Annotated in this window: 25 protein-coding genes and 1 tRNA gene; 20 read left to right on the top strand and 6 right to left on the bottom strand. The window is 42.9% G+C overall.

Annotated features, from left to right (window positions below; all coding sequences use genetic code 11):
- Positions 1 to 224: 224 nt before the first annotated feature.
- The 12 genes from A0O21_RS07830 (at position 225) to ilvC (ending at position 11,249) form a co-directional block, all read left to right on the top strand.
- A complete protein-coding gene (locus tag A0O21_RS07830) occupies positions 225 to 1,079 on the top strand; it encodes an ABC transporter ATP-binding protein (RefSeq protein ID WP_067063948.1) in 855 nt (284 codons plus the stop codon).
- Positions 1,079 to 1,924, top strand: a complete 846-nt coding sequence (locus A0O21_RS07825; RefSeq protein WP_067063945.1) for an ABC transporter permease — start codon at positions 1,079 to 1,081, stop codon at positions 1,922 to 1,924. Before A0O21_RS07830 ends, A0O21_RS07825 begins: the two co-directional genes overlap by 1 nt.
- Before the next feature lie 256 nt (positions 1,925 to 2,180).
- Entirely contained in the window at positions 2,181 to 2,636 is a 456-nt protein-coding gene (locus tag A0O21_RS07820; RefSeq protein WP_067063941.1) for a LytTR family DNA-binding domain-containing protein, read from the top strand.
- A 9-nt stretch (positions 2,637 to 2,645) separates the two neighbouring features.
- Positions 2,646 to 3,059: a DUF3021 domain-containing protein gene (locus A0O21_RS07815; RefSeq protein ID WP_067063938.1), complete on the top strand. Its 414-nt coding sequence runs from the start codon at positions 2,646 to 2,648 to the stop codon at positions 3,057 to 3,059.
- A 333-nt stretch (positions 3,060 to 3,392) separates the two neighbouring features.
- Entirely contained in the window at positions 3,393 to 4,274 is an 882-nt protein-coding gene (locus tag A0O21_RS07810; protein WP_067063934.1) for a class II fructose-bisphosphate aldolase, read from the top strand.
- Between the two features lie 375 nt (positions 4,275 to 4,649).
- Positions 4,650 to 4,722, top strand: a tRNA-Thr gene (locus tag A0O21_RS07805).
- Between the two features lie 390 nt (positions 4,723 to 5,112).
- A complete protein-coding gene (rpmB, locus tag A0O21_RS07800; RefSeq protein WP_067063931.1) occupies positions 5,113 to 5,301 on the top strand; it encodes a 50S ribosomal protein L28 in 189 nt (62 codons plus the stop codon).
- Between the two features lie 200 nt (positions 5,302 to 5,501).
- Positions 5,502 to 5,867, top strand: a complete 366-nt coding sequence (locus A0O21_RS07795; RefSeq protein WP_067063927.1) for an Asp23/Gls24 family envelope stress response protein — start codon at positions 5,502 to 5,504, stop codon at positions 5,865 to 5,867.
- Positions 5,867 to 7,540 carry a DAK2 domain-containing protein gene (locus A0O21_RS07790; RefSeq protein ID WP_067063924.1) on the top strand — a complete coding sequence of 558 codons (1,674 nt, stop codon included), beginning with the start codon at positions 5,867 to 5,869 and terminating at the stop codon, positions 7,538 to 7,540. The genes A0O21_RS07795 and A0O21_RS07790 overlap by 1 nt, the downstream gene beginning before the upstream one ends.
- 462 nt (positions 7,541 to 8,002) lie before the next feature.
- Positions 8,003 to 9,706: an acetolactate synthase large subunit gene (locus tag A0O21_RS07785; RefSeq protein ID WP_067063920.1), complete on the top strand. Its 1,704-nt coding sequence runs from the start codon at positions 8,003 to 8,005 to the stop codon at positions 9,704 to 9,706.
- Positions 9,699 to 10,181 carry an acetolactate synthase small subunit gene (gene ilvN, locus A0O21_RS07780; RefSeq protein ID WP_067063917.1) on the top strand — a complete coding sequence of 161 codons (483 nt, stop codon included), beginning with the start codon at positions 9,699 to 9,701 and terminating at the stop codon, positions 10,179 to 10,181. Before A0O21_RS07785 ends, ilvN begins: the two co-directional genes overlap by 8 nt.
- Before the next feature lie 45 nt (positions 10,182 to 10,226).
- Positions 10,227 to 11,249, top strand: a complete 1,023-nt coding sequence (ilvC, locus tag A0O21_RS07775) for a ketol-acid reductoisomerase (protein ID WP_067063914.1) — start codon at positions 10,227 to 10,229, stop codon at positions 11,247 to 11,249.
- Positions 11,250 to 11,363: 114 nt separating this feature from the next.
- On the opposite strand, the gene A0O21_RS10905 is transcribed toward ilvC, so the two are convergent.
- Complete coding sequence (locus A0O21_RS10905; protein ID WP_158511702.1) at positions 11,364 to 11,519, bottom strand: hypothetical protein; 156 nt, start codon at positions 11,517 to 11,519, stop codon at positions 11,364 to 11,366.
- 401 nt (positions 11,520 to 11,920) lie between these two features.
- On the opposite strand from A0O21_RS10905, the gene A0O21_RS07770 reads away from it, so the two are divergent.
- The 6 genes from A0O21_RS07770 to A0O21_RS07740 all read left to right on the top strand — a co-directional run bounded on the left by A0O21_RS07770 (position 11,921) and on the right by A0O21_RS07740 (position 18,135).
- Positions 11,921 to 12,304 (top strand): BlaI/MecI/CopY family transcriptional regulator, encoded by a 384-nt coding sequence (locus A0O21_RS07770; protein ID WP_067063910.1) that lies wholly within the window; start codon positions 11,921 to 11,923, stop codon positions 12,302 to 12,304.
- A gap of 1 nt (position 12,305) precedes the next feature.
- On the top strand, positions 12,306 to 13,574 hold the full coding sequence (locus A0O21_RS07765; protein WP_082854434.1) for a M56 family metallopeptidase: 1,269 nt from the start codon (positions 12,306 to 12,308) through the stop codon (positions 13,572 to 13,574).
- A gap of 312 nt (positions 13,575 to 13,886) precedes the next feature.
- Positions 13,887 to 14,624, top strand: coding sequence for a polyphosphate polymerase domain-containing protein (locus tag A0O21_RS07760; RefSeq protein WP_067063906.1), 738 nt, complete (start codon positions 13,887 to 13,889; stop codon positions 14,622 to 14,624).
- Positions 14,614 to 15,300: a DUF4956 domain-containing protein gene (locus A0O21_RS07755; protein ID WP_067063902.1), complete on the top strand. Its 687-nt coding sequence runs from the start codon at positions 14,614 to 14,616 to the stop codon at positions 15,298 to 15,300. The genes A0O21_RS07760 and A0O21_RS07755 overlap by 11 nt, the downstream gene beginning before the upstream one ends.
- Positions 15,301 to 15,445: 145 nt before the next feature.
- Positions 15,446 to 16,696, top strand: coding sequence for a threonine ammonia-lyase IlvA (gene ilvA / locus A0O21_RS07750; protein ID WP_067063899.1), 1,251 nt, complete (start codon positions 15,446 to 15,448; stop codon positions 16,694 to 16,696).
- 551 nt (positions 16,697 to 17,247) lie between these two features.
- Complete coding sequence (locus A0O21_RS07740) at positions 17,248 to 18,135, top strand: SPFH domain-containing protein (protein WP_067063892.1); 888 nt, start codon at positions 17,248 to 17,250, stop codon at positions 18,133 to 18,135.
- A gap of 234 nt (positions 18,136 to 18,369) precedes the next feature.
- On the opposite strand, the gene A0O21_RS07735 is transcribed toward A0O21_RS07740, so the two are convergent.
- The 3 genes from A0O21_RS07735 to A0O21_RS07725 form a co-directional block, all read right to left on the bottom strand.
- Positions 18,370 to 19,287 (bottom strand): SLAC1 family transporter, encoded by a 918-nt coding sequence (locus A0O21_RS07735; RefSeq protein ID WP_067063889.1) that lies wholly within the window; start codon positions 19,285 to 19,287, stop codon positions 18,370 to 18,372.
- 71 nt (positions 19,288 to 19,358) lie between these two features.
- Positions 19,359 to 20,423 (bottom strand): acyl-CoA dehydrogenase family protein, encoded by a 1,065-nt coding sequence (locus tag A0O21_RS07730; RefSeq protein ID WP_067063885.1) that lies wholly within the window; start codon positions 20,421 to 20,423, stop codon positions 19,359 to 19,361.
- A 27-nt stretch (positions 20,424 to 20,450) separates the two neighbouring features.
- A complete protein-coding gene (locus A0O21_RS07725; protein ID WP_067063881.1) occupies positions 20,451 to 21,005 on the bottom strand; it encodes a carboxymuconolactone decarboxylase family protein in 555 nt (184 codons plus the stop codon).
- Positions 21,006 to 21,821: 816 nt separating this feature from the next.
- Between A0O21_RS07725 and A0O21_RS07720 the strand changes: the two genes are divergently transcribed.
- Together A0O21_RS07720 and A0O21_RS07715 are read left to right on the top strand one after the other, a co-directional pair.
- Entirely contained in the window at positions 21,822 to 22,121 is a 300-nt protein-coding gene (locus A0O21_RS07720; RefSeq protein ID WP_067063878.1) for a DUF2089 family protein, read from the top strand.
- Positions 22,118 to 22,390 (top strand): hypothetical protein, encoded by a 273-nt coding sequence (locus tag A0O21_RS07715; protein WP_067063875.1) that lies wholly within the window; start codon positions 22,118 to 22,120, stop codon positions 22,388 to 22,390. Before A0O21_RS07720 ends, A0O21_RS07715 begins: the two co-directional genes overlap by 4 nt.
- A gap of 72 nt (positions 22,391 to 22,462) precedes the next feature.
- Here the strand turns inward: A0O21_RS07715 and A0O21_RS07710 are convergent, their stop codons facing one another.
- Together A0O21_RS07710 and A0O21_RS07705 are read right to left on the bottom strand one after the other, a co-directional pair.
- Complete coding sequence (locus A0O21_RS07710) at positions 22,463 to 23,203, bottom strand: amino acid ABC transporter ATP-binding protein (protein WP_067063871.1); 741 nt, start codon at positions 23,201 to 23,203, stop codon at positions 22,463 to 22,465.
- A complete protein-coding gene (locus tag A0O21_RS07705; RefSeq protein WP_067063867.1) occupies positions 23,203 to 24,759 on the bottom strand; it encodes an ABC transporter substrate-binding protein/permease in 1,557 nt (518 codons plus the stop codon). Before A0O21_RS07705 ends, A0O21_RS07710 begins: the two co-directional genes overlap by 1 nt.
- Positions 24,760 to 24,774: the final 15 nt, after the last annotated feature.

Raw genomic sequence — 24,774 nt, 5'->3', positions numbered from 1 at the left:
CCAGGCTATAGCCTGGCTTTTTTGTGTTTCCGCAGTTAAACAGAATTTATGAAAACATTCAAGCTGTGCTGCCCAAGGCTGCATTATTAACAGCAGGTGCTGCTTAGGGTACAGACAGGTTTTTTTATCTTTCTGCCGCTTACCGGTGTTTTTTAACCGCTTAGCGAAAAAAGCAGCCATCAGGGCTGTTTTTTTGCTAGGATAAAGCTGTGGAGGACAAAGATATGCTTATTGAGACGAAGAACTTAACAAAAACATACGGGGACAAAACGGTTGTTAAGCGATTAAATCTAACTGTTCCTAAAGGAAGTTTGGTTGCCTATCTGGGTACTAACGGTGCCGGAAAATCCACTACGATTAAGATGCTGACAGGTCTATTAAAACCAAGCTCTGGAGAAGTGCGGCTGGCACCCGGAATCAAAATGGGGATGGTTTTTCAAGACAGTGTTCTGGATGATGAGCTGACTGTCAAAGCCAATCTTTATAATCGGGCCGGGCTTTATAAGCAAATGGATAAGAGATGGCTGACCGATTTGCTGGATTTGACAGGACTGAATGGTTTTCTCGGCCAGAAGTACGGGACGCTTTCCGGAGGGCAGCGCAGACGGGCTGACATTGCCCGTGCACTGCTCAATAAACCGGATCTACTCTTTCTTGACGAGCCGACAACAGGGCTGGATATTCAGACGCGGCAGATGATTTGGAACTTGCTTTATCGTTTGAAAAAAGAACAGGGGCTGACGATTTTCTTAACCACCCATTATTTGGAAGAAGCTGAAAATGCAGAATTAACCTACATTATTGAGCAAGGACAGGTTCTTGCTCAGGGGACAGCCATGGATTTGAAAAAGAAATATGCCAAGAATAAACTGTACTTAGTACCTAGAGCAAATCAGCTGTTAGAGAATTTTTCTTATCCCTTAATCGAGACAGAACTTGGTTTTTTAGCGGAAGGTTTGACCGCTCAGGAAGCGATTGCTGTTCTCAGTCGTTACCGAGAGGCTTTAACTACGTTTGAATTTAAGCCGGGCACCGTTAATGATGCTTTTATCGCGATCACAGGAAAGGAGATTGACTGATGGGAGCAACAGTAAAACGCAGTTTAACACTTTACTTCAGCAATAAGGCCAGTGTATTTTTTTCACTGATGGGGGCCTGGATTGCCTTTGCTTTGTATATTGTTTTTCTGCAAAAAAATATGCTGGACGATTGGGGAAATCTGACTAATGGGGCTATTCTTCTAGATAAATGGGTTATAGGCGGGATATTAGCTGTTACCAGCATTACGACAACTTGGACAGGGATTGTCCGTATGATTCAAGACAAAGAAAGCCAGAAATTCGCTGATTTTCTGCTGACTGATACCTCCAGCCTCAAACTGCATTTCGGCTATTTCATCAGTGCCAGTGCAATCGGAACAGTCATGCAGATTATTATGCTGCTGATTATGACTGGTTTCTTTTACTGGCAGGATGGTCTGACCCTCAGCCTGACACAGGTTCTGCAGCTGGTAGGGATTATGCTGGTCACTTCCTTTTTAGGAGCGGGAACAGGGATTCTTATAGGACAGTTCTTTAAAACCGTTGAAGCAGCAGAGCGCTTTTCCGTTATTATCGGGACAGCCTCAGGTTTCTTGGTCGGGGTTTATCTGCCAATCGGCAATCTGCCAAATTTTGCACAGTATCTGGTAAAGTTAACGCCGGGAACTTATGCAGCAGCTGCTTACCGCCAGATTTTAACAGCAGATACACTGGCCGGAAAAGGCCAGTCAGCTCTTGCAGTCAAGGAGTACTTGGGCATTGGTCTGAAATGGTCTGATCTGACAACCCTCTCTCAAAACACTTTAGTTGTTATCAGTGTCGCTTTTTTAAGCCTTCTTCTGTTTAGCCTGTTTCAGCTTGTGAAAAAACCGCTTTTACGATAAACTGATAAAAAGAAATCACCCCTCTGAAAAGAAAAAAGTCAGATTCTAAAGACCTAAGAAGAGGAGGCTGCCTCTTGTTTTTCAAGCAGACAGTTCAATAAAATCCTGATATGCAGGGTAACTTATCTGACCTGCAAGGGTTCTGTGCTGATGGCTGGACGGTTTTCCTTGTCTGAAATCTGAAAATGAATGGACAAGACTGGTCAGACTGTTTTTGAATTCTTAGGAGCGGTGTCATATTAAAAAGGAGAGCTTTGTGGATTATCGTTTTGAAAAAGATGACAGCTTGCGCCCGGGTGCAGTTGAGGTTCTGGTTCGCAGCCAAGAGCTGACAGCAGATGTCCAAGGGATATTAGCCTATTTGAGCCGATACGATTCAAAACCGCCGGTTATTCTGCCCTTGAAAACGAATGACCGTCTGGAAATGCTGAAAGTTGATGAGCTGGTGTTTGTTGATGTCGATGCTGACAGCTTGATTTTGGAGACTTTAAAGGGCCGTTATATTATTACAGAAAGACTTTATAAATTTAAGGAGCGGCTTAATAATCCTGATTTTATTCAAGTGTCTAAACATGGTCTGATAAACATCAATCACCTGCAGGCCCTGGAGGCCAGCTTTTCCGGCAATATGCTGGCGATTTTAACAGGTAAGCGTAAGGCCGATGTCAGCCGGCGCTATCTGCGTCATTTGGAAAATGCTTTAGGATTGTGAGGGAGAGATATGAAAAACACTTGGAAAACTGCTGTCCTGTATTTTTTAATCGGAGTCGGTTTTGGCGGTCTGAGCTATTCCGCAGCTTTAGTACTTAATGGGGCAGAGAATCAAACGGTTGCACAGATTGTCAATGTCGTCTGGATCAGCGGTTTGATCGGCTTGATAAGTATGATTTTTGAGCTAGAACGTCCTAACTTTGCTTGGCAGCTGTTTCTGCACTTCTTAGGCGTGTGCGGTCTGGTAGGTCTTCTTAATTACCTGAATAATTTCACCTTGGACGTTTTTGATTTAAGTTTTTTGGGAAAATACGCTGCTAGCTACTTAATCATCTGGGCTGTGGTTTATTTTGTTTTTTATAACAGGGTCCGCCATATTAACCGAAAACTTCAAGAAAGACAGTCAGAAGATCTAAAGCGCTGAATTTCCCGATACAAACAGTTTTTTTTAGGCTTTCATTTGATTTTGCTGGTACAGCTGATAAGGAAAAACGGGTTCGCTTTCTTTACCGAAAATTAGCTGTATGGCATTTGGCAAAGGACCTTGGGAAAATGGCCGTCTGGCTTTTATCGCCAGAGAAAGCTGTGTTTAACTGTCTGTGGTAACTCAGGCTGGGGAATGAGAATCCGTGTGGACTAGGCTGCCTGCGATTAGAAAATATAGGGGTCTTTTAAATTTAGCTGGCTATTTTACTAAAAAAGTGATAAAATGAACACGTAATGGGTTTAACCCAAAAAATAAATAGGAGGCCTTACAATGGCAATCGTTTCAGCAGAGAAATTTGTCCAAGCAGCGCGTGACAACGGTTATGCAGTTGGCGGATTTAACACAAACAACTTGGAATGGACACAGGCTATCTTGCGTGCAGCAGAAAGCAAACAAGCGCCGGTTCTTATCCAAACTTCCATGGGTGCAGCCAAATATATGGGCGGTTACAAACTTTGTAAACAGCTTATTGAAAACCTTGTTGAATCTATGGGAATTACTGTGCCAGTTGCTATTCATCTTGATCATGGTCATTATGAAGATGCGCTTGAATGTATTGAAGTTGGCTATACGTCAATCATGTTTGATGGTTCGCACCTGCCAGTAGAGGAAAACCTTGCAAAAACAAAAGAGGTAGTTGAACTGGCGCATGCGAAAGGCGTTTCAGTGGAAGCTGAAGTCGGAACAATCGGCGGTGAAGAAGATGGCATCATCGGTAAAGGCGAATTAGCACCAATTGAAGATGCTAAAGCGATGGTTGAAACAGGTATCGACTTCTTAGCAGCCGGTATCGGAAATATCCACGGTCCATATCCTGATAACTGGGAAGGTCTTGCACTTGACCACCTTGAAAAATTGGCAGCCGCAGTTCCAGGTTTCCCAATCGTTCTGCACGGCGGTTCAGGAATCCCTGATGACCAAATTCAAGCTGCTATCAAACTTGGTGTAGCTAAAGTTAACGTTAACACTGAAAGTCAAATCGCCTTCTCAAACGCAACACGTGAATTTGCACGCAATTATGATGCAAATGAAGCTGAATACGACAAGAAGAAACTCTTTGATCCGCGTAAATTCTTAGCGCCAGGTATCAAAGCTGTTCAAGGTGCTGTTGAAGAACGTATTGATGTCTTTGGCTCAGAAAACAAAGCATAATCGGCTTTGGCAAGTACTGTAAAATGCAAAAAATCCTGAAATTATTGATTTCAGGATTTTTTGCATTTTTTATTCTGTGACGACTAAAGTCAGGAGGCTATGGCTGCAAATCAAAGGACTGCTGAATTTTACTGAAAAGAAGGGAAAGATTGTTGGCAATTTCTGCAGTCAATTGCGCTATTTTCTCATCAGAAACATTTCGTTTAGTGTACGGCTACACTTGTCTGACCGCCAAAATAAAGACTTTCTAAGGTGGCACCAGCATTTGATATTTGCAATTTTTGAAAAGACACTTTCAGAAAAATAAAGTCAGCGACTGAAAAAATTTGACAATCTTCAAAAAAATGATAAAATAGTATCTGTTGAACAGCTCGGGCCGACTTAGCTCAGCTGGCAGAGCAACGCACTCGTAACGCGTAGGTCGCAGGTTCGACCCCTGCAGTCGGCATCAGCTATCGCCTCTAAATTTAGTTTAGAGGCGGTTTTTTTAAGATAAAAAGGCCGTTAAAAATGCAAGAGGAAAATAGGCGGTAAGTCCGAAATCTTTGATTTCGCAGATGTCCACAGCTTTCCATATATAGAAATAGCGAAAACACAGTTTTTTCGCTGGGATTTTAGGCCGTGTCCAATTCCAGCATAAGGCTGTCTTAAAAAGTGACAGTGCCCATATTCAAAAGTCATCGGTTATGGACTAATTGCTTCTTATTAGACATGTCTATTTTCACTTTCGAATGATACTGAATCATAAAAGGGAGTTGCCAAAGAAAACAGATTCTGATATAATGTTTTAGTATGTGGTGTCAGACACCTGAATCTAAAGAGGAGGAAAGAGATAAAAATGGCAAAAGTATGTTATTTTACAGGGCGCAAAACGGTATCAGGCAACAACCGTTCACACGCTATGAATCAAACTAAACGTAGGGTTAAACCAAATTTACAAAAAGTGACTGTTCTTATTGACGGAAAACCCAAAAAAGTTTGGGCATCAGCACGGGCTCTTAAGTCTGGGAAAGTAGAACGGGTTTAGAAATTGAACCATTGAAAGCCGGGGGGACTCGGCTTTTTCTTATGGTTTCATTTTTTTGAAAAAAGCAGCGCTGAAGCCCAGCAGCAGCTTGATTGTTTTTTGGGGACAGGAGTATTTTACCGGCTGAGGCAGGAAATTTTTTTACAAGCGGACTATAATATGATAAAATAAACTGATAAAAACTTGAGAGGTAGTCACGGATGACTGTAAAAATTAATACAAAAGATGGTCAAATTGAACTATCTGATGACGTTATTGCAACTGTTGTCGGAGGTTCAGCAACAGAAATTTTCGGTGTTGTCGGAATGGCTAGCAAGAGTGCGATAAAGGATAACTTTCAAGCACTCCTGCGTAAAGAAAATTATGCAAAAGGTGTCGTTGTTAAATCTACGGAAACAGGTATCACAGTTGATGTTTATACTGTGATGAGCTATGGTGTAAAAATCAGTGAAGTTTCCAAAAATATTCAGGAACGTGTGAAATTTAACCTTGAGAAGCAGCTAGGGCTCTCAGTTGATACAGTAAATGTTTATATCCAAAATATCAAAGTTGTAGGAGAAGATTAGTGTCAAATATTACAACAAGTTTATTTCAAGAGATGATTCAGGCTGCAAGCACTCGTCTAGGAAAACAAGCGGAGTACGTTAATTCTCTCAATGTTTTTCCTGTTCCGGACGGTGATACCGGGACGAATATGGGAATGACTATGGACAACGGTGCAAAAGAGGTTGCTGATAAGCCGGCCGGAACGGTTGGTGAAGTGGGTCAGATTTTGGCCAAAGGCCTTTTGATGGGAGCGCGCGGCAACTCCGGAGTTATTACATCACAGCTCTTTCGCGGATTCAGTCAATCCATTCGTGATAAGGAAGAGCTGACAGGAAAAGATTTGGCCTTGGCCTTTCAGGCAGGGGTAGAAGTGGCTTATAAAGCTGTGATGAAGCCTGTCGAAGGGACTATTTTGACGGTTTCCCGAGGCGCAGCAGCCGGAGCGTTGAAAAAAGCCGAGGAGACTGATGATGCTATCGCAGTGATGCAGGCGGCTCTTGACGGTGCTAAGCGGGCTCTGGCAAAAACACCGGAAATGCTGCCGGTCTTAAAAGAGGTCGGTGTTGTTGATTCGGGCGGTCAAGGTTTGGTCTTTATATATGAAGGCTTTCTGGCTGCGCTTACCGGTGAGTATATTGCTTCAGAAGACTTTCAGGCTACCCCTGCCAATATGTCAGAGATGATTAATGCTGCTCATCACCAATCTGTTGCCGGCCATGTGGCCACAGATGATATCACTTTTGGCTACTGTACAGAAATTATGGTGGCTCTAAAACAGGGTCCGACTTATGTTAAAGAGTTTAATTACGATGAGTTCCAAGGTTATCTGAGCGGTTTAGGCGATTCTCTGCTGGTTGTTAATGATGATGATATCGTTAAGGTGCATGTCCACACCGAAGATCCCGGTCTTGTTATGCAGGAAGGACTGAAATACGGTGCTCTAGTCAAAGTAAAAGTAGATAATATGCGCAGTCAGCACGAGGCTCAGGTCGAGAAAGAAGAAATACTGTCATCCGACTCAGTATCAGAAGGACCTAAGGAATACGGCCTCTTAGCTGTTGCTGCCGGTGACGGAATTGCAGAGATCTTTAAGTCTCAAGGGGTTGATTACATTATCTCCGGCGGTCAGACCATGAACCCGTCAACAGAAGATATTGTTAAGGCGATTGAAGCGGTGAAGGCTAAGCAGGTATTGATTTTGCCAAACAACAAAAATATTGTTCTGGCTGCTCAGTCAGCGGCTGAAGTTGCTGGGATCCCTGCTGCTGTTATTGCCAGCAAGACTATTCCTCAAGGCTTCACCAGTCTTTTAGCCTTTAATCCGGAAAAGACGCTTGATGAGAATACACAAGCTATGTCGGCTGCCTTAGACGATGTTGTCAGCGGCAGTGTGACTGTTGCAGTTCGAGATACCAGCATTGACGGTCTTGAAATCCATAAAGACGACAATTTAGGAATGGTGGATGGCCGTATTGTGGCAGCTGAGGCAGATATGACTGTGCTTCTGCAAAAAACTTTTGCTCATATGATTGATGAGGATAGCGAAATCGTTTCTATTTATGTCGGTGAAGATGGCAAAGAAGCGACAGCGGAAGAAATAGCGGCTTATCTTGAAGACCGTTATACAGATCTTGAAGTTGAAATTCATCAAGGAGGCCAGCCTGTCTATCCTTACTTGATGAGTGCAGAATAATGTTGACTTTATCATAGAATAAGCTGTCGGAAGAAATTCTGGCAGCTTTTGCTGTCAGCAGAGTTCAGCTACTATAACGCCTGCTGGCAGTAGGATTTTCAAGTAAGAACTGTATGGACAGGCATTGTTTGTGATGCTTTTTTGCTGTGAAAAAACAGCCTGACCAAGGTTTTTAACTGGCTGTAAGCGCAGCATCGTGTAGCGAAAGTAGAAAATCAAAATTTTCAGAAAATTCTATTGACAATATTTTTCAATATGGTAACATGGGTATAAGATTTTGTTGAAAAGACAGTCTGCTTGTTCAGGCGGAAACACCGCAGAAATAAGGGGAGATGGGCAAAATGCAGTAAAGGCTGGCTATTTTTCAGTCCCAGCTTGTTTTATTTTCTAAAAGTGGTATGATAGACACAAGGTGTTTGAATTTTTCGATAATTTCAGGGAGTACCTGCAAAGGAGGAGCGTGTGAAAGAAATTAAATTGGAAAAGAAAAAAAATGGCTCTGAATTAGTTTTGGAAACCCTAGCCAGTTTAGGAATCGAAACAATTTTCGGTTATCCCGGAGGAGCTGTTTTGCCGCTTTATGATGCCATTTACAGTTTTAAAGGCATTCGCCATATTTTAGCCCGTCATGAACAGGGTGCGCTCCATGAAGCTGAAGGCTTTGCGAAATCGACAGGGAAGTTAGGTGTAGCCTTGGTGACAAGCGGTCCGGGAGCAACAAATGCTATTACAGGGATTGCTGACGGTATGGGAGACAGCGTTCCGATGCTTGTTTTTACTGGCCAGGTCGCAACTCCCGGTATAGGTAAGGATGCTTTCCAAGAAGCTGACATTATCGGTGTAACCATGCCTATCACTAAGTATAACTACCAAATACGCGATGTTGCAGATATTCCGCGTATTGTGACTGAAGCTGTTCATATCGCAACGACCGGACGTCCGGGACCTGTTGTGATTGATTTGCCCAGAGATATTGCAGCAAAGCAAACGGATTTTTACTACGATCCCAGCCTCAATCTGCCCAGCTATCAGCCGACTGTTGAACCTAATGGCCTGCAGGTAAAAAAAATTCTGCAGCAGCTGAGAAAAGCGAAAAAGCCTTTAATTATTGCCGGTGGCGGTGCCAATTATGCTGGGGCCGCCAAAGAGCTGCAAGCTTTTGCTGAACGCTATAATATCCCGGTTGTTTCAACTCTTCTGAGTTTAGGAGTTATGCCTGCTGATCACCCTCTATCGCTCGGTATGGGCGGGATGCACGGTTCATATGCGTCAAACATGGCTTTGACACAGTGCGATTTCATGATTAATTTCGGTTCGCGTTTTGCTGACCGTTTGACAGGGAATCCAGCTACTTTTGCTAAAAATGCAGTTGTTGCCCATATTGACATCGATCCGGCTGAGATTGGCAAAGTTGTTAAAACGCAAATCCCGGTTGTTGGAGATGCCAAAAAAGCATTAGAGCTGCTTTTGAGTTTCGAGACAGTCAGTACCAGACATGAGGACTGGACCGAGCAGGTTTTGGCCAATAAAAAGAAAGCGCCTTTCGGCTATGATTTTGATGACAAAGTGATTAAGCCGCAGCATGCTATTGAGACAATCGGCAGGCTGACAAAAGGGGAGGCTATTGTCGTAACTGATGTTGGTCAGCATCAAATGTGGGTCGCTCAGTATTATCCTTTTAAGAAAGAGCGCCAGATTATCACTTCTGGCGGTCTAGGAACAATGGGATTTGGGATTCCGGCAGCCATCGGTGCAAAATTAGCCAATCCGGATAAGGAGGTTATTCTTTTTGTCGGAGACGGCGGTTTTCAGATGACCAATCAGGAGTTAGCGATTCTCAACGGTTACGGTGTTCCTATTAAAGTGGTTCTGGTTAATAACCATTCTCTTGGTATGGTTCGGCAATGGCAGGAGTCTTTTTATAATGAGCACCGCAGTGAGTCTACTTTCGATGATGAACCGAATTTTCAGCTTCTGGCAGAGGCTTATGGGCTAGCTCATTATAAGTTTTCTGATCCTCAAAGCCTGGAAGAGGATTTGCAGGTCATTCTGGAAAACAAGCCGATGCTGATTGAGGTCACTATTTCAAACCGCGAGCATGTTTATCCGATGGTTCCGAGCGGTAAGGCCAATAATGAAATGCTGGGGGTGAGGTTCAATGCGTAGAATGTTAACAGCCAGGTTGAAAAATTCAACAGGTGTCCTGAATCGCTTTACAGGTGTTCTTTCACGCCGTCAGGTCAATATTGAGTCTATTTCGGTTGGCCATACAGATGAGCCTGATATTTCTAGGATTACCATTATTATTGATGTGGAGACTTTGGAAGAAGTCGAGCAAATCATCAAGCAGTTGAATCGCTTAATCGATGTTGTACGTGTTCGTGATATCACAGATATTCCGCATCTGGAAAGAGAAGTGGTTCTGATTAAAATTTCCGCTCCAGCCGCCAAGCGGGCAGAAATTTTAGCTATCATTCAGCCCTTCCGTGCCAGTGTTGTTGATGTTGCCCCTAAGTCGATTACGATTCAGATGACTGGAGATGCTGAAAAGATTGAAGCCCTTCTCCGTGTTGTCAAGCCTTATGGTATTCGGAATCTTGCTCGCACAGGAGCAACCGGCTTTTCAAGAGATTTTTCTTGAGTCAGTTTTTAGATAAAAAATAATTTTAGAAAGAGAAGAGATATTATGGCAGTAACAATGGAATATGAAAAAGATGTTAAAACAGCAGCTCTTACAGGAAAGAAAATCGCAGTAATCGGTTATGGTTCGCAAGGTCATGCCCATGCGCAGAATTTACGCGATTCCGGTCATGATGTTATTATTGGTGTTCGGTCCGGTAAGTCATTTGATAAAGCCAAAGAAGATGGTTTTGCTGTTTATGAGGTGGCTCAGGCAACCGAGTTGGCTGATGTGATTATGATTTTGGCACCAGATGAAATTCAAGCTGACCTTTATGCTTTCGAAATTGCTCCAAACCTGCAGGCTGGCAATGCACTCGGCTTTGCCCATGGATTTAATATCTTGTTTGAATATATCAAAGCTCCTGCTGATGTAGATGTGTTCATGTGTGCACCCAAGGGTCCCGGACATTTGGTCCGCCGGACTTATACAGAAGGATTCGGGGTTCCTGCCCTCTATGCGGTATATCAGGATGCTACCGGCAATGCTAAAGCTATTGCAATGGATTGGGCTAAAGGCGTCGGAGCGGCGCGTGTCGGTCTGCTTGAGACGACCTTCAAAGAAGAGACTGAAGAAGACCTGTTTGGCGAACAGGCTGTTCTCTGTGGCGGTTTAACTGCTCTTATTGAAACAGGCTTCGAAGTTCTTACAGAAGCAGGCTATGCTCCGGAATTGGCTTATTTTGAAGTTCTGCATGAAATGAAGCTGATTGTTGATTTAATTTATGAAGGCGGGTTTAAAAAAATGCGTCAGTCTATTTCCAATACAGCTGAGTTCGGTGATTATGTGTCAGGACCGCGTGTCATTACCGAGCAAGTTAAGGAAAACATGAAGGCTGTTCTTGCTGATATTCAGTCTGGCAAATTTGCTCAAGAATTTGTTGAGGACTATAAGGCTGGCCGTCCTCGTCTGGAAGCTTACCGCAAAGCAGCTGCTGATTTAGAGATTGAAAAAGTCGGAGCAGAGCTGCGTCAAGCTATGCCTTTTGTCGGTCAAGACGATGATGATGCATTTGCTATCTATAACTGATTTTTAAATAAACGGTCTGAAACGAACGAGGTTCAAACAGCTATTAACCAATCTTTTATAAAAACAGTCGCAAATCATACAGATTTTGCGGCTGTTTTTATAAAAAAACTTTGTCTACTTATCTGCTTTTATAGTTTGACTTTTTTGTATGACAATTGTAGAATAAAGGTGAAAGTAAAACATGAGCTTTGTATCTTGTTGAAACTGAACACGGCCTAAAATCCTGGTGAAAAAGATGACTGCCAGCGTGATGCCAGCATCACTTGCCATCCCCTATTTTCATACGGATTTTTTAACGGGCTTTGTATCTTGGTGAAACTGAACACGCCCTAAAATCCTAGTGAAAAAGATGGCTGTCATCGTGATGCCAGCATCACTTGCCATCCCCTATTTTCATACGGATTTTTAAACGGGCTTTGTATCTTGGTAATTGAACACGGCCTAAAATCCTAGTGAAAAAGATGGCTGTCATCGTGATGCTTAGGCATCACTTGCCATCCCCTATTTTCATACGGATTTTTAAACGGCCTTTGTATCTTGATGAATTGAACACGGCCTAAGCTCTTTGCAAAAAAGATAAAACTTCCTAGAAACCGGAGTTTCTTCGTCAGTTTTCCTATTTTTGCTGTGAGCTTTAAACGGGCTTTGTATCTTGGTGTGGGAGGGTATTTATGAAATCAATGAAGCGTTTGCCGGATGCGGAATTTACGGTTTTGAAAGCTATCTGGCATTTACCCAATCCGGTGACCTCTTCACAGATTATGACTGCTTTGGGAGATGATAATCATTGGAAGCGTCAGACACTTCTGACTATTTTAGCTCGGTTGATAGAGAAGGGCTTTCTAAGCAGTGAACGGCAGGGCCGGGAACGTCTCTATACTGCCCTTGTTTCAGAAAATGAGTATATGGAGGTAGAGGCCAGCCATTTCTTCGAGCGCTATAAAGGGCAGTCGTTCGGGAATTTAATGAAGTCTTTCTTTTCAACCCATCAGTTATCTGATGCGGACCTTGATGATATCAATCATCTGATACAGGAAAGAAAAGCAGGTGATTAAGATGCAAGAACGAATATTCTCACTAATAATGGTAAATCTTCTGACGTCTATTCTCATTGTGCTTTTAAGCGGTATACTGTTTGTTTTAAAAACAAAGGTATCGGCGGCGGCAAAATATTTTCTCTGGCTGTTTATTCTGCTGGGCTTGATTATTCCATTGCGCCCTCATTTTGGGCAAGGGTTGCTGAAAGTTCCTTTCCAATCTCTGCCGGGGAGCCGTTCAGCTGCCTACACAACTGTTTCGGATTCAGTCTCTAGGCCGGATTTTTGGAGCCGTCTGTCGCCTTCTTTTTGGATTTTTCTCCTATTGTTTATTTGGCTTGTTGGCTGCCTTTGGACAGTCAGCCGGCAGATTCTGGCTTATTATCGTTTTAGACAAATGCTGAAACATTGGGGGCAGCCGGTTACTGACGGCCCTATAAACAAACGTCTGGAAAGCAGCAGGAGATCATTAGGCATTAGAGCTGCCATTGATCTGCTTGTCTGTCCGACTCTTAAGAGCCCTATGTTAACTGGCTTTCGTAGGCCGACAATTATCTTGCCTGAAACAGCCTATACAGATGAAGAATTGGATTTAATCTTTGAGCACGAACTTACCCACTTTAAGCATCATGATTTATATACTAATCTTTTAACAGCAGTGATTTTGACGCTTCATTGGTTCAATCCTATTGTGCGTTTTGCATGTAAAGAAATGCAGGAAGCTGCAGAAGCTTATTGTGACGATGCAGTTCTGCATCGTCATCAGAATGATTTTCGCTTCTTTTACAGCGAGACAATTTTGACCATGGTTGATCGCAGCAAGAGGGAATTAGGTCCTTTGACGACCTGCTTTTACTCTAATAAATTTAACTTACGCCGGCGTATTTTGACGATTATGGAAAGCGGCCGTTCCTTGAAAATTTTATCGCCCGTTCTGACATTTTTCCTGTTTCTGGCATTGCTTGGCTCCGGCTCAATTTTTGCGCTGACCGGTCAGCAACTGTCAGCTACAGGCAGCCAAACATTAAAAACGGTCTTTTCTGATACAGCATCATCTTTAAAAACAGAAGAAAAGCAGTCAGATAGTAGTTCGGAGGCGGAAACGGATTCTTTTGCTTCCTCTCCGGGAAGCAGTCAGGACGCAGCATCTGCCCTTCCGAACTCACCAGCTCAAGAAGCAGCTCTCCAGATGCCTGCTGAGACTGTTCAGGCAGAGGCAGGGGATAGCGACGACGATGACGATGATGATGATTTGGAAGATTATGATGATGATTATGACGATGACTGACAATTTTCTTTAGTCAGAAGCTGGCTTGCTGATATACAGTCTAAGCAGCATCAGTGCAAGCAGGGGCAAGCCTGAAATCTTTGATTTCTAGCTTGCCCCTGCTTTTGTGCCTCTTCCAGACTTATATTTTGACTGGGAGTGAAAACTCAAATGGTTGGTCTTCCTTATTTTATCTGTGAAGTCTGTATTTTTTACTTGACTTTTAAGTAAGACAGTTGTAGAATATAATTATAAACGACAGATGTAGAATTAATGACGGCATCTTTTCTTTTTTGATTGATATTCTACAAAAGTAGAACAAGGAGGTTCAATATGAAAACTAAGCAAACTCAGACTCAGTTTAAGCGTATCGAAACAAAGTATATTCTAACAAAAGAAGTTTTAGCCCTTTTGCAGGAAGAATGGAAGGATTATTTAATCGCCGATGACTATCCGGCTTCAACCATCAGCAATGTTTATTTTGACAATAAGGACTTTCAGATGATCCAAGATTCTATCTCGCACTTACATAATCGGGAAAAAGTTAGGATGCGCACCTATGAAGAGCAGCCTAATGAAGAGAGTCAGGCCTTTTTAGAAATTAAGGAAAAGAAGCTGGATGTCGGTTACAAATTTCGTTTGGTTTCAAATCCTCTATCCATTATGGATTATGTTACAAACGGTCTGGTAGACAAAACAACAGCAGATATTGAAATGACTAAAAAACTGCATCTTTTACGCCTTCGCTATGGTCAGCTGCAGCCGATGATGTATATTTCTTACAAGCGCCATTCCCTTAGAGGAATTAAAAGCAGGAAAATACGTCTGACTATTGATCAGGATTTGCTTTACCGTACAGAAAATGTGTCCTTAACAGCGGGGAACTACGGTCAGCCGCTGCTTGAAGAAGGTAAGCTGATTATGGAAATCAAAGTATCAGATGCTATGCCGCAATGGCTGGCTGATATTTTAAAAAAATACCAAATTGAACCGCAGTCGTTTTCAAAATATGCTACTGCTTACCGCAGACAAATTGATGACCAAAAAGAGGTGAGTACTCTTGTTCAGTGATTTATTTAATAATGTATTTTCGCAGACACAGGCTCATTTTTCGCCTTCAGTTTTACTGCTGGCCTTATTAACCAGTTTGCTTTTAGGCCTGCTCTTAGCTGCCGTTTACAGACACAAGACTCTTTATACCAAAGAATTTGTTGTCACGTTGACTCTTCTCCCAAGTCTTATTGCTATGATTATATTGATGGTTAACGGTAATCTAGGGACCAGTGTGGCAGTTGCGGGAACATTCAGCCTGATTCGTTTTCGCTCTGCTGCCGGAGGAGCTAAAGAACTGCTGGCTATTTTTATGGCAACAGCCAGCGGAATTGCTGTTGGTATGGGCTACCTCTCTTTAGCAGTTGCTTTTACAGGCTTTCTGTCAGCTGTTTTATTCCTTTTTGAAAAGTTTGGCTTTGGCTCTGTCAGTCATGCAAGACGCCAGCTTTCTCTGTTGGTAGCAGATGAAGAGGATTATGAGACAAAGTTAGAACATTTTTTAAACCAATTTTGCCGCGAGACAGAGTGTCTTTCCCTAAAATCCCTTCCTCAAAAAAATACTGTCGAATTAGAATATTTGCTTTATTTTAAACCCCAGACGACCGATAAAATACTTATGGATAATTTGCGGTCTTATAAAGGTATTTTTGAAATTAAAATCAGCAAAATGGCTAAAAAGAAAAAAATTCTCTGACCGCCTTCTTTTTGGCAAAGAAATCACAAAAAGCTAGGCGACCTTACCCGTAGGAATCTATTTGTCCTTTTTAAAAGCACTAGGCATTTTAGTGCTTTTTTGCTATAATAAATTAACTGAAAATTGTGAAAAAAGGGGATAGAAGATGATAACTGCCCGAGATGTTCGAAAAGCCCATGATATTTTGAAAAATGTTGTCGAAAAAACACCATTAGATTTTGACCGTTATTTATCAGAAAAGTATGGGGCAACAGTTTACCTAAAACGAGAAAACATGCAGAAAGTCCGTTCTTTTAAAATTCGCGGGGCCTATTATGCTATCTCTCAGCTTTCAGAAGAAGAAAAAAGCAGAGGAGTAGTTTGCGCCAGTGCCGGCAACCATGCTCAGGGGGTTGCCTTTACCTGTCATGAAATGAAAATTCCGGCTACGATTTTTATGCCGGTCACAACACCGCAGCAAAAAATTGGACAGGTTCAGTTTTTTGGCGGTCCCTATGTGACGACAAAGCTAGTGGGAGATACTTTTGATGCTTCTGCTCAGGCTGCATTGGATTATACCAAAGCTGAAGGTATGACTTTTATTGATCCTTTTGATGACCCCAATGTTCAGGCTGGGCAAGGGACAGTAGCTTATGAAATTTACGAGCAGGCTCAAGACGATGGTGTCAGCTTTGACAGTGTATTTGTTCCTGTTGGCGGCGGCGGTTTGATTTCAGGGGTAGCGACTTATTTTAAAGATGTGGCTCCTGATATGACTGTTATCGGTGTGGAAGCAAGCGGTGCCAGAAGTATGAGGGCAGCTTTTGAAAAGGGGCACCCGGTAAAATTGGAGCACATTGACAAATTTGCGGATGGTATTGCTGTGCAAAAAGTCGGCAGAAGTACCTATGAAGCGGCCAGACGATATGTTGATCAACTGATTGGGGTGGATGAGGGCTTGATTTCAGAAACCTTGATAGACATGTATTCTAAACAGGGGATTATTGCGGAACCAGCAGGAGCTGCTGCCATAGCAGCACTTGAAGTTATGAAAGATGATATCAAGGGGAAGACTGTTGCCTGCATTATTTCGGGAGGAAATAATGATATTAACCGCATGCAGGAGATGGAGGAGCGTGCCCTGATTTATGACGGCGTTAAGCATTATTTTGTAGTCAATTTTCCGCAAAGACCGGGTGCCCTTCGGGAATTTGTCAATAATATTCTGGGGCCAAACGATGATATCACACGTTTTGAATATATCAAACGGGCAAACAAAGGAACGGGGCCGGTGCTGATTGGAATCACTTTGGGGGATAAGGCTGATTACGCTGCACTTATCGAACGGCTGTCAGTCTTTGACCCTTCTTATATTAATTTACATGGCAACGAAAGCCTTTATAATATGCTTGTGTAGACTCATTTTCGCAGCAGCATTCAATCCAGTGTTCATTGTGTTTTCCTTTCAGAAAGCAGACATTTTCGAAAGCTTTTCCTTGTATTTTCATGTTTTTCCTTGACAAAAACATGAAAAAAACTATAATTGTATTATCTGAATGGGACAACAAAATACATAGCAGCCGTCTGAAGGCTTTGCTCTTTTCACGGCCTTTGTATCTTGTTGGAACTGAACACGGCCTAAACGCTGCGGGAAAAAGCATGATCAAATATAGAATTGATTTCACAGTTAGGCAGCCGTAAACGTCTGAAGGCTTTGTCGTCCTACGGCCGACCGCACCCTTCTAGTCGTTCTGGCAGGGGTGCGTCTGCGAAATCAGAGATTTCGGACTTACCGCCTATTTTCCTTTTGCGTTCTTAACGGCCTTTGTATCTTATTTGAACTGAACACGGCCTAAAATCCTAGTGAAAAAGATGAAGTCCGTCGCGATGTGGATCATCGCTCGTTCTTCCCTATTTTCATACGGATTTCTTAACGGCCTTTGTATCTTAATTTGAGGAGGTTTTAGGGTGTTTGCTTTATTTTTTATTTTCTTTTTGCTTTTTATTATTCTCATAGTGATTGGCAGTACGCTTTATGTTGTTCGGCAGCAGTCTGTTGCTATTATTGAGCGTTTTGGGAGATATCAGGGGGTAGCCAGCAGCGGGATCCATGTCCGTATGCCCTTTGGTATTGATAAGATTGCCGCACGAATTCAGCTGCGCTTGCTGCAGTCTGAAATTGTAGTTGAGACCAAAACAAAGGATAATGTTTTTGTTACTTTAAACATTGCTACACAGTATCGGGTCAATGAGCTGAATGTGACAGATGCTTATTACAAATTGATGAGGCCGGAAGCTCAGATTAAGTCCTACATTGAAGATGCTCTGCGTTCTTCAGTGCCAAAGCTGACACTGGATGAACTGTTTGAGAAAAAGGATGAAATAGCCTTAGAGGTTCAGCATCAAGTGGCAGAGGAAATGTCAACATACGGCTATCTTATTGTTAAAACTCTGATTACCAAGGTTGAACCTGACGCAGAAGTTAAACAGTCCATGAATGAGATTAATGCTGCACAGCGGAAACGTGTTGCTGCTCAGGAACTGGCCAATGCCGATAAAATTAAGATTGTTACAGCTGCAGAAGCTGAGGCAGAAAAAGATCGCCTGCATGGTGTTGGTATTGCTCAACAGCGTAAGGCAATTGTCGATGGTTTGGCAGAATCAATTCAGGAACTAAAGCTGGCTAATGTCGGGATGACAGAAGAGCAGATTATGTCTATTCTGTTGACTAACCAATATCTTGATACTCTAAATCAGTTTGCGGCAGCCGGCAATCAAACCCTCTTTCTTCCTAGCAAACCTGATGGAGTAGAGGATATTCGCACTCAAGTTCTATCAGCTTTGAAAGCCAAATAAATGCAAAAACTGTCTTTTCCAGACAAGGAATGCCCCATTAAAACCGGTACTTTTTTGTCTGGAAATATTAGTTCAAAAACTTAAGATAAAAAGCCTGCTTCTTTAATAGAAGTCAGGCTTTTTGTATTTTGCGGCTCTGTTTCGAACTGGCAATGTGGGAAGCCCCACCGAGACAGAAATCGTTTTTAGAAAGAGAAAATTTAATCCCTATAGTGAGCATGAGTTTCTACCTAGTCAGCTTGTTTTAGCCTCAGTCATTTTTAGAAAAAATCTAAAGTAGCCATAGCTTACATATACAACACTTAGAACTGCGATAATTGCCTGGCCATCAGCTAAAATTCTGAAAAAAAGGTGATTGACAGCGAGTTCAGCCAGACTCAGCCGCAGGGCCAGAGCCGTGTTGACGAGGGGAAATGTCACTGAAGCATATAGCGGGGTAAAGTTTTGGGTTAGAATTTTAGGGAGCCTAACTAAAACCAAAGCATAGAGAAACTGTGCTAAGAGGGTGAGACCGATAACGAAGAAACGATTAGGATGCAGGCTTAGATTTAAGTAAGATGTCAGCAAGAGAGAAGTGGGGGCTGCTAAAATAATCAAAGTCGGATAGTATGCCTTTTCGATACCAAACCGTAAGAGACGGTAAAAAATCACCGGCATCAGCAGGAGATATCCAATGACAGCGCCGACCCAAATCCACCAGCCTGCCGTTATTGCCGGAAAAAGGGGCGGAACGGTACTAGCTGCTGCAATCCCTACATAGACAATTACCCAACTGGGATAAACCAAAGCTAAGTTTCGGGAGAGAACAAATTTAAAGCTAAAAGCGGCAATATAAAGGAGATAAAGCATTAGAACTAACAGCCATAAAATCCAGCGAATTGCGATATTAAAGGGACTGGCGTTCACCAGAAATGATAAAGCCATCAACAGGGCTGCAAAGACAGAAGCAGTGACCGGAGAGGAAAATTCTTTTCTCAGATTCTCTCTGGTCATCACTAGGCGTAAGAAGAGAAGGACTAACAGCGGTAAGGTAAATCCAAAAATCCAGGATCTGACAGGCGGATAAATCACAGCGAGCAGGTTGCCCAGAGCTGTTATGCCTAAAATCAGTCCTGCCAATGCTAAGGGGATTTTTTTGATGAAATGAACCATAGACCCTCCTTTAACTCAGATAAAAAGAGGGGCAGCATTTAACTAACACTGTCCCTGCCGGCTTATAAAAATTAATGAGCTAAAATGTGCCGCAGCTGCACAGCGCTCGGGGAGACAATAGGCAGGAAAGCTCCTTCATTCCAGCGCCGGATAAAGCTGGAAGAAGAATGGCGGAAGTAGCTTTGCCCGCCGCCAGACTGCAATTCTAGTAAAAGACTTGTAGACACTAAATCTACGATATCAATCCGCAGCTGAAAAAGCTCTTTAGGGTGCTCAACAAAATAATGTTCTTTGTTTAAGCCGAAATAGAGGGTGCTTTTCAGCCGCCTCAGCCGATCCAGCGCATCGGTATAGTCTTTAGTTAAAACTGAACGGCCTTTATCTAGACTTTGTTCCACTTCAGCCAATGCCCGCTCTGTTAAGCCGAACCCCATACCGAATTGAAACCCCAGAAAAGCTGGCCGTGTCTGAGCCAAAAAGTCTTGGGCATCATAAGATAGAATCCAACGTTTATCCAGCAGCACCCTGTCAAAAGTCAATGCTGCTGTATTAGATCCTTGAAGCGCTACAAATTCCAAATCTTCTGAACGTTTTAAACCATCAGTCTCTGAAGGAACTGCCACAATGATTGGCTTTTGGCTGCTATTTTCAAAACCAGCCGCAAAGACTGCCACAAAACGATCAGAACGCAGATTCGTCACCCAGGGCAGCCGACCTTGCAAATAGTAATTATCTCCTTTTTCGATAACAGTGACATTGAGTTCTTCGATGGCGGATAAGAATTTAACCGCATTGGACAGTCCTGTTCCGGCAGCGCGCTGTCCTGTTATGAGTTCAGATAGCCAGACAGTACGTGGGTAGGGATTGCTGCTTGCTAAAATATTTTCGATAAAGGTTCTGTGTCCCCAAGAAATAAAGGTGGCAGTCAGTGACTGTTTACCTAATTCTGTTAAGGCTTCAATGACAGCTGATTGGTTTCCTCCGCTACCTCCCAGTTCTTTTGGGACACCGATTTTAAAGACCCCTTCCTTAGCAATGCGCTCCAGCAGGCTGTCAGCCAATGTTCCAGAGTTTTGGTCCAGTTCTTCTGCATGATTTTCCAGCCAGGTCGTAAATTCTTTTGAAAATGCTGTCATACTCGTTCTCTCTTTTTAACCATTTCTTTATAAAGCATAAGGCTGTAATTCAGGATTGATTGGGGTATTGATCAGATTGTTGGCATAATTGCACAAAGTAGCGAGGCTGACGCCGAGCACGACATCCAGAGCGTTTTCCCGACTGTAGCCTGCCGCAAAGAAATCATCTAAGGCTTGGTCGCCGACCTTACCTTTGTTATGGATAACAGCCAAGGTAAATTTAACCAGCGTATTGAGCTTAGGATCGCTGTCAATTGGTGTTCCTTTACGGAGTGCCTCCAGAACATCTTGGGGAATTTTGACCTGCTTAATGGAAACTGCAGTATGTCCGGCAACACAAAAGGCACAGCCATTGGCTACAGCTGCTGTAATCTGAACAGCTTCGCGTTCAGTTGCAGTCAGGCTGGTTCGGCGGTTAATAGCCCCAACTGTCTGGTAGGTTTCCAAGGCAGTCGGTGAATTAGCTAAAAGACCGATAAGATTCGGAATATAACCACCATTATTTTTTTTGACAGCCGTCAGATTTTCTTTGAGATTTTCTGGGGCACTTTCAATTGTATGAATAGGGAATTTAGCAGACATAAGTTCTCTCCTTTTAAATAAAGATACAAAGCCCGTTAAAAACGCAAAAGGAAAATAGGGGACTGACTGACGAATCACCAGATTCTAAGTCAGGACATCTTTTTCCCGCAGCGTTTAGGGCGTGTTCAATTCAACAAGATACAAAGCCCGTTAAAAGAGCAAAGCAAAAATGGCGGTAAGCCAGAAATCTTTGATTTCGTAGGCGCCCCCCTGCCAGAACGACTAGAAGGGTGCGGTCGACTGTTAAGGCGACAAAGCCTTCAGACGTTTACGGCTGGCGGTAAGCCAGAAATCTTTGATTTCGTAGGCGCCCCTCTGCCAGAACGACTAGAAAGGTGCGGTCGACTGTTAAGGCGACAAAACCTTCAGACGTTTACGGCTGACTAGCAATGAAATCAGTGCAGATGAACCATCCCTTTTGCTTATCTTTTAGGGACCTCCAAAAAAATTGATTGCCATTATCTTAACATCTCAATGGATTTTTGCATAATCTAAATTTTTTATGGCTGGTTATAAGAGTGATTTATGTAAAAACGGATTTTAAAAAGATATCCCAATCTTGGTCAGAATGTGTTTGTTTGGACCACTGCTGCTGCCCAGCAGTAGCAGTCTTTCAGCAAAAACAGCAGCTGATACCAGCTTTTTAGAAAGAAAACAGGTTGTTGTTGCTTTTAGAACTTGAGCTAATATGACTAAAAAAGTATGTCTGCTGATGATTAACGATAATTTTAAAAAAATAACTTTTATTTTTAATAATTTTAAAGTTGATTTTCATAATATTTAAGGTTATACTGGAATGAGAGAGAAGGTGACGGTATGAGAGACGAAAATATCCCATCTTGGCTGCTTGAGTTGGAGCCGGAAGATTATGAGTTTATGCATCGCTTTATTCTCACTTCAGGTTCTTTGAAAAAAATGGCAAAGGAGTACGGGGTTTCTTATCCGACTATTCGCCTGCGCCTTGACCGATTGATTCAGAGAGTCTCCGTCAAATCTAAGAAGGAGGGCTATATCAGCCTAATCAAGGATTTGGCTTTGGAGGATGAGATAAGCTTTGAGGCCGCCAAGAAATTGATTGCTGCCTACCGTAAAGAAAGGAAGGAGGTAGAACCATGAGAATGTTGATTGTACTGCTGGCTGCTGTTTTATTTTTTGCAGAATGGTTCGTTATTCGTTATACAGGGATAAATAAGTGGCTGCCTTTATTAGGAAGCTGTCTGTTTGCTTTACCTTTATCACTGTTTTTAGGTGTGCATTTAGTTTATCTGCCTCTCCTGATGATGTTCCTAGCTTTAGCCGGCTGTGAACTGGAAGACTGGCTTAAGCGCTACCTGCGTCAGAAAAAGCTGTCAGAATTGCAGCGTTCTGAATTAAAAGACTTATAAGCCTGCTGTGATTGCAGTAAAAAACCAGAAAGCCTGTTGCTTTCTGGTTTTCTCATATATGAGAGCCTATTTTTATTTTAAAAAGCGTTTAAGAAAAGCTTTGGTCCGTTCTTCCTTAGGATTTTCAAAGATTTGCTGAGGTGTACCCTCTTCGGCAATGACACCTTGGTCCATGAAAATAACCCGGTCAGAGACATCCTTGGCAAATTCCATCTCATGAGTCACAATAATCATTGTCAGGCCTGATTTAGCAAGATCCTGCATGGTTTTTAGGACTTCACCGACCATTTCCGGATCCAGTGCCGATGTGGGTTCATCAAAGAGCATTGCTTCTGGATCAACTGAAAGAGCACGGGCGATAGCTACTCTCTGCTTTTGACCTCCTGAGAGCTGCTTAGGTTTGGCTTTCCAGTATTGCTCAGTCATTCCCACTTGATTTAAGTTCTTCTTAGCAATCTTTTCGGCCACACTGCGGTCGCGTTTTAAGACAGTGGTCTGAGCGACAGTGGCATTTTCAAGGACATTCAGATTTTCAAAGAGATTAAAGGACTGAAAAACCATTCCCAGTTTTTCCCGAAAGAGGTTTAGGTTATAGCCTTTTTCTAAGACATTTTGATTGTGAAAAAGAATTTGTCCGGCTGTCGGTTCTTCCAAAAGGTTGATAGAACGCAGGAGCGTTGATTTTCCAGAACCTGAAGAACCGATAATGGAGATGACTTCCCCTTTGTTGACCGCCAAGGAGATGTCTTTGAGTACCTCGTTTTTCCCGAAGGATTTTTTCAAATGTTTGATTTCTAAAATCGTATCCGTCATTAGTGGCTTTCTCCTTCGATAGTGGTGTAATTGTCTTGATCCAAACGGTTTTCAATATAGCGCAGAATACGTGTCACAGTAAAGGTCAGGACGAAGTAAATGGCAGCGATAATGGTAAAGGTTTGGAAGTATTGGTAAGTCTGAGTTGCCACAGTATTTCCGGAGAAATACAGCTCAACGACAGAGATAACATTTAATACTGAGGTGTCTTTAATATTGATGACAAACTCATTGCCGGTTGCCGGCAGGATGTTGCGGATAACTTGAGGCAGGACGATTTTCCGCATGGTCTGGCCGTGAGAAAAACCAAGAGCGGTAGCTGCCTCGAACTGTCCTTGGTCAACGGCAAAAATACCGCCCCGGACAATTTCACTCATGTAGGCACCCGTATTGATTGAAACGATAAAAATGGCTGCCAATGTACGGTCGATAGAAAGACCAAAAGCCTGAGCTGTTCCGTAATAGATAACCATAGCCTGAACAATCATCGGGGTTCCGCGGAAAATTTCAATGTAGACGGTTAGCAGCCAGCCAAAAGCTTGCTGCAGGAAGGCCAGAAAACGGTTGGCAGCCAGCGGAGCCGTACGGTAAACACCGATTAAAAGGCCGATAATGAGGCCGGCGACAGTCCCGATAATCGAAATTAACAGAGTAATTCCCGCTCCGCGCAGGAACTGCTGCCAGTTATTTTGGACAATGGTCCAGACTTGCTGGAAGAAGGAAGGTGTTTCGCCTTCTTCTGCTGTTTCGGCAGGCTGCTGCTCGATCATCTGATCCATCAGATCCAGCCGTTCTTCTTCAGATATCCCCGCCAAAATATCATTGACCTGTGCCAGTGTTTGACTGTCGTCCTTACGCAGACCAACAGCGATAGCAGTATCAGATTCGGAAGTTTCAAACCCCTGTCCTTCGGGGAAGGCAATCATTTTGTATTTACTGCTGGCCGCTTCTGCAGTACGGGCTTCCGGACGTTCTGAGATATAGCCATCTATGACGTCGGCTGAAAGAGCCTGCCGCATTTGGGAGAAGTCTCCCATAGCAGTTTGCTCGGAAACATTTGGAATCTGACTGATTAAGTTAACCAGATAATTCCCCTGCTGGGCAGTGATTTTAGCATTTGCGAAGTCATCTAAGCTTTTAGCTTCAGCATACTCTCCGTCAGCAGCAACCACAATAACCGGTTCACTGGTATAATAGCTGTCTGAGAAGGTAATCTCTTTTTTACGCTCTTCTGTCGGGCTCATACCTGCAGCAATCATGTCGATTTTTCCAGATGTCAGCGCCGGAATAAGGCCTGTCCAGGAAGTTTTAACGACGAGCAGCTCTTTGTTTAAAGATTGGGCGATTTTTTTAGCAATCTGCACATCGTAACCATTGGCATATTGGTTGGTTCCTTCAATTGGAACAGCACCTCCGCTGTCATCGTCCTGTGTCCAGTTAAAAGGCGCATAAGCGGCTTCCATACCGACACGCAAATAGTCATCTGCCTTGATCCTCGTCAGACCTCCAAAGGATATGAGAAGGACAGCAAACAGGCTTAAAAATATCTTCTTCATCGAGGGCTCCTATTT

This window comes from Streptococcus pantholopis (genome assembly GCF_001642085.1).
GTDB lineage: Bacteria > Bacillota > Bacilli > Lactobacillales > Streptococcaceae > Streptococcus > Streptococcus pantholopis.
Note: the sequence above shows the minus strand (reverse complement) of the source record. Positions and strands in the feature narration are given on the sequence as shown.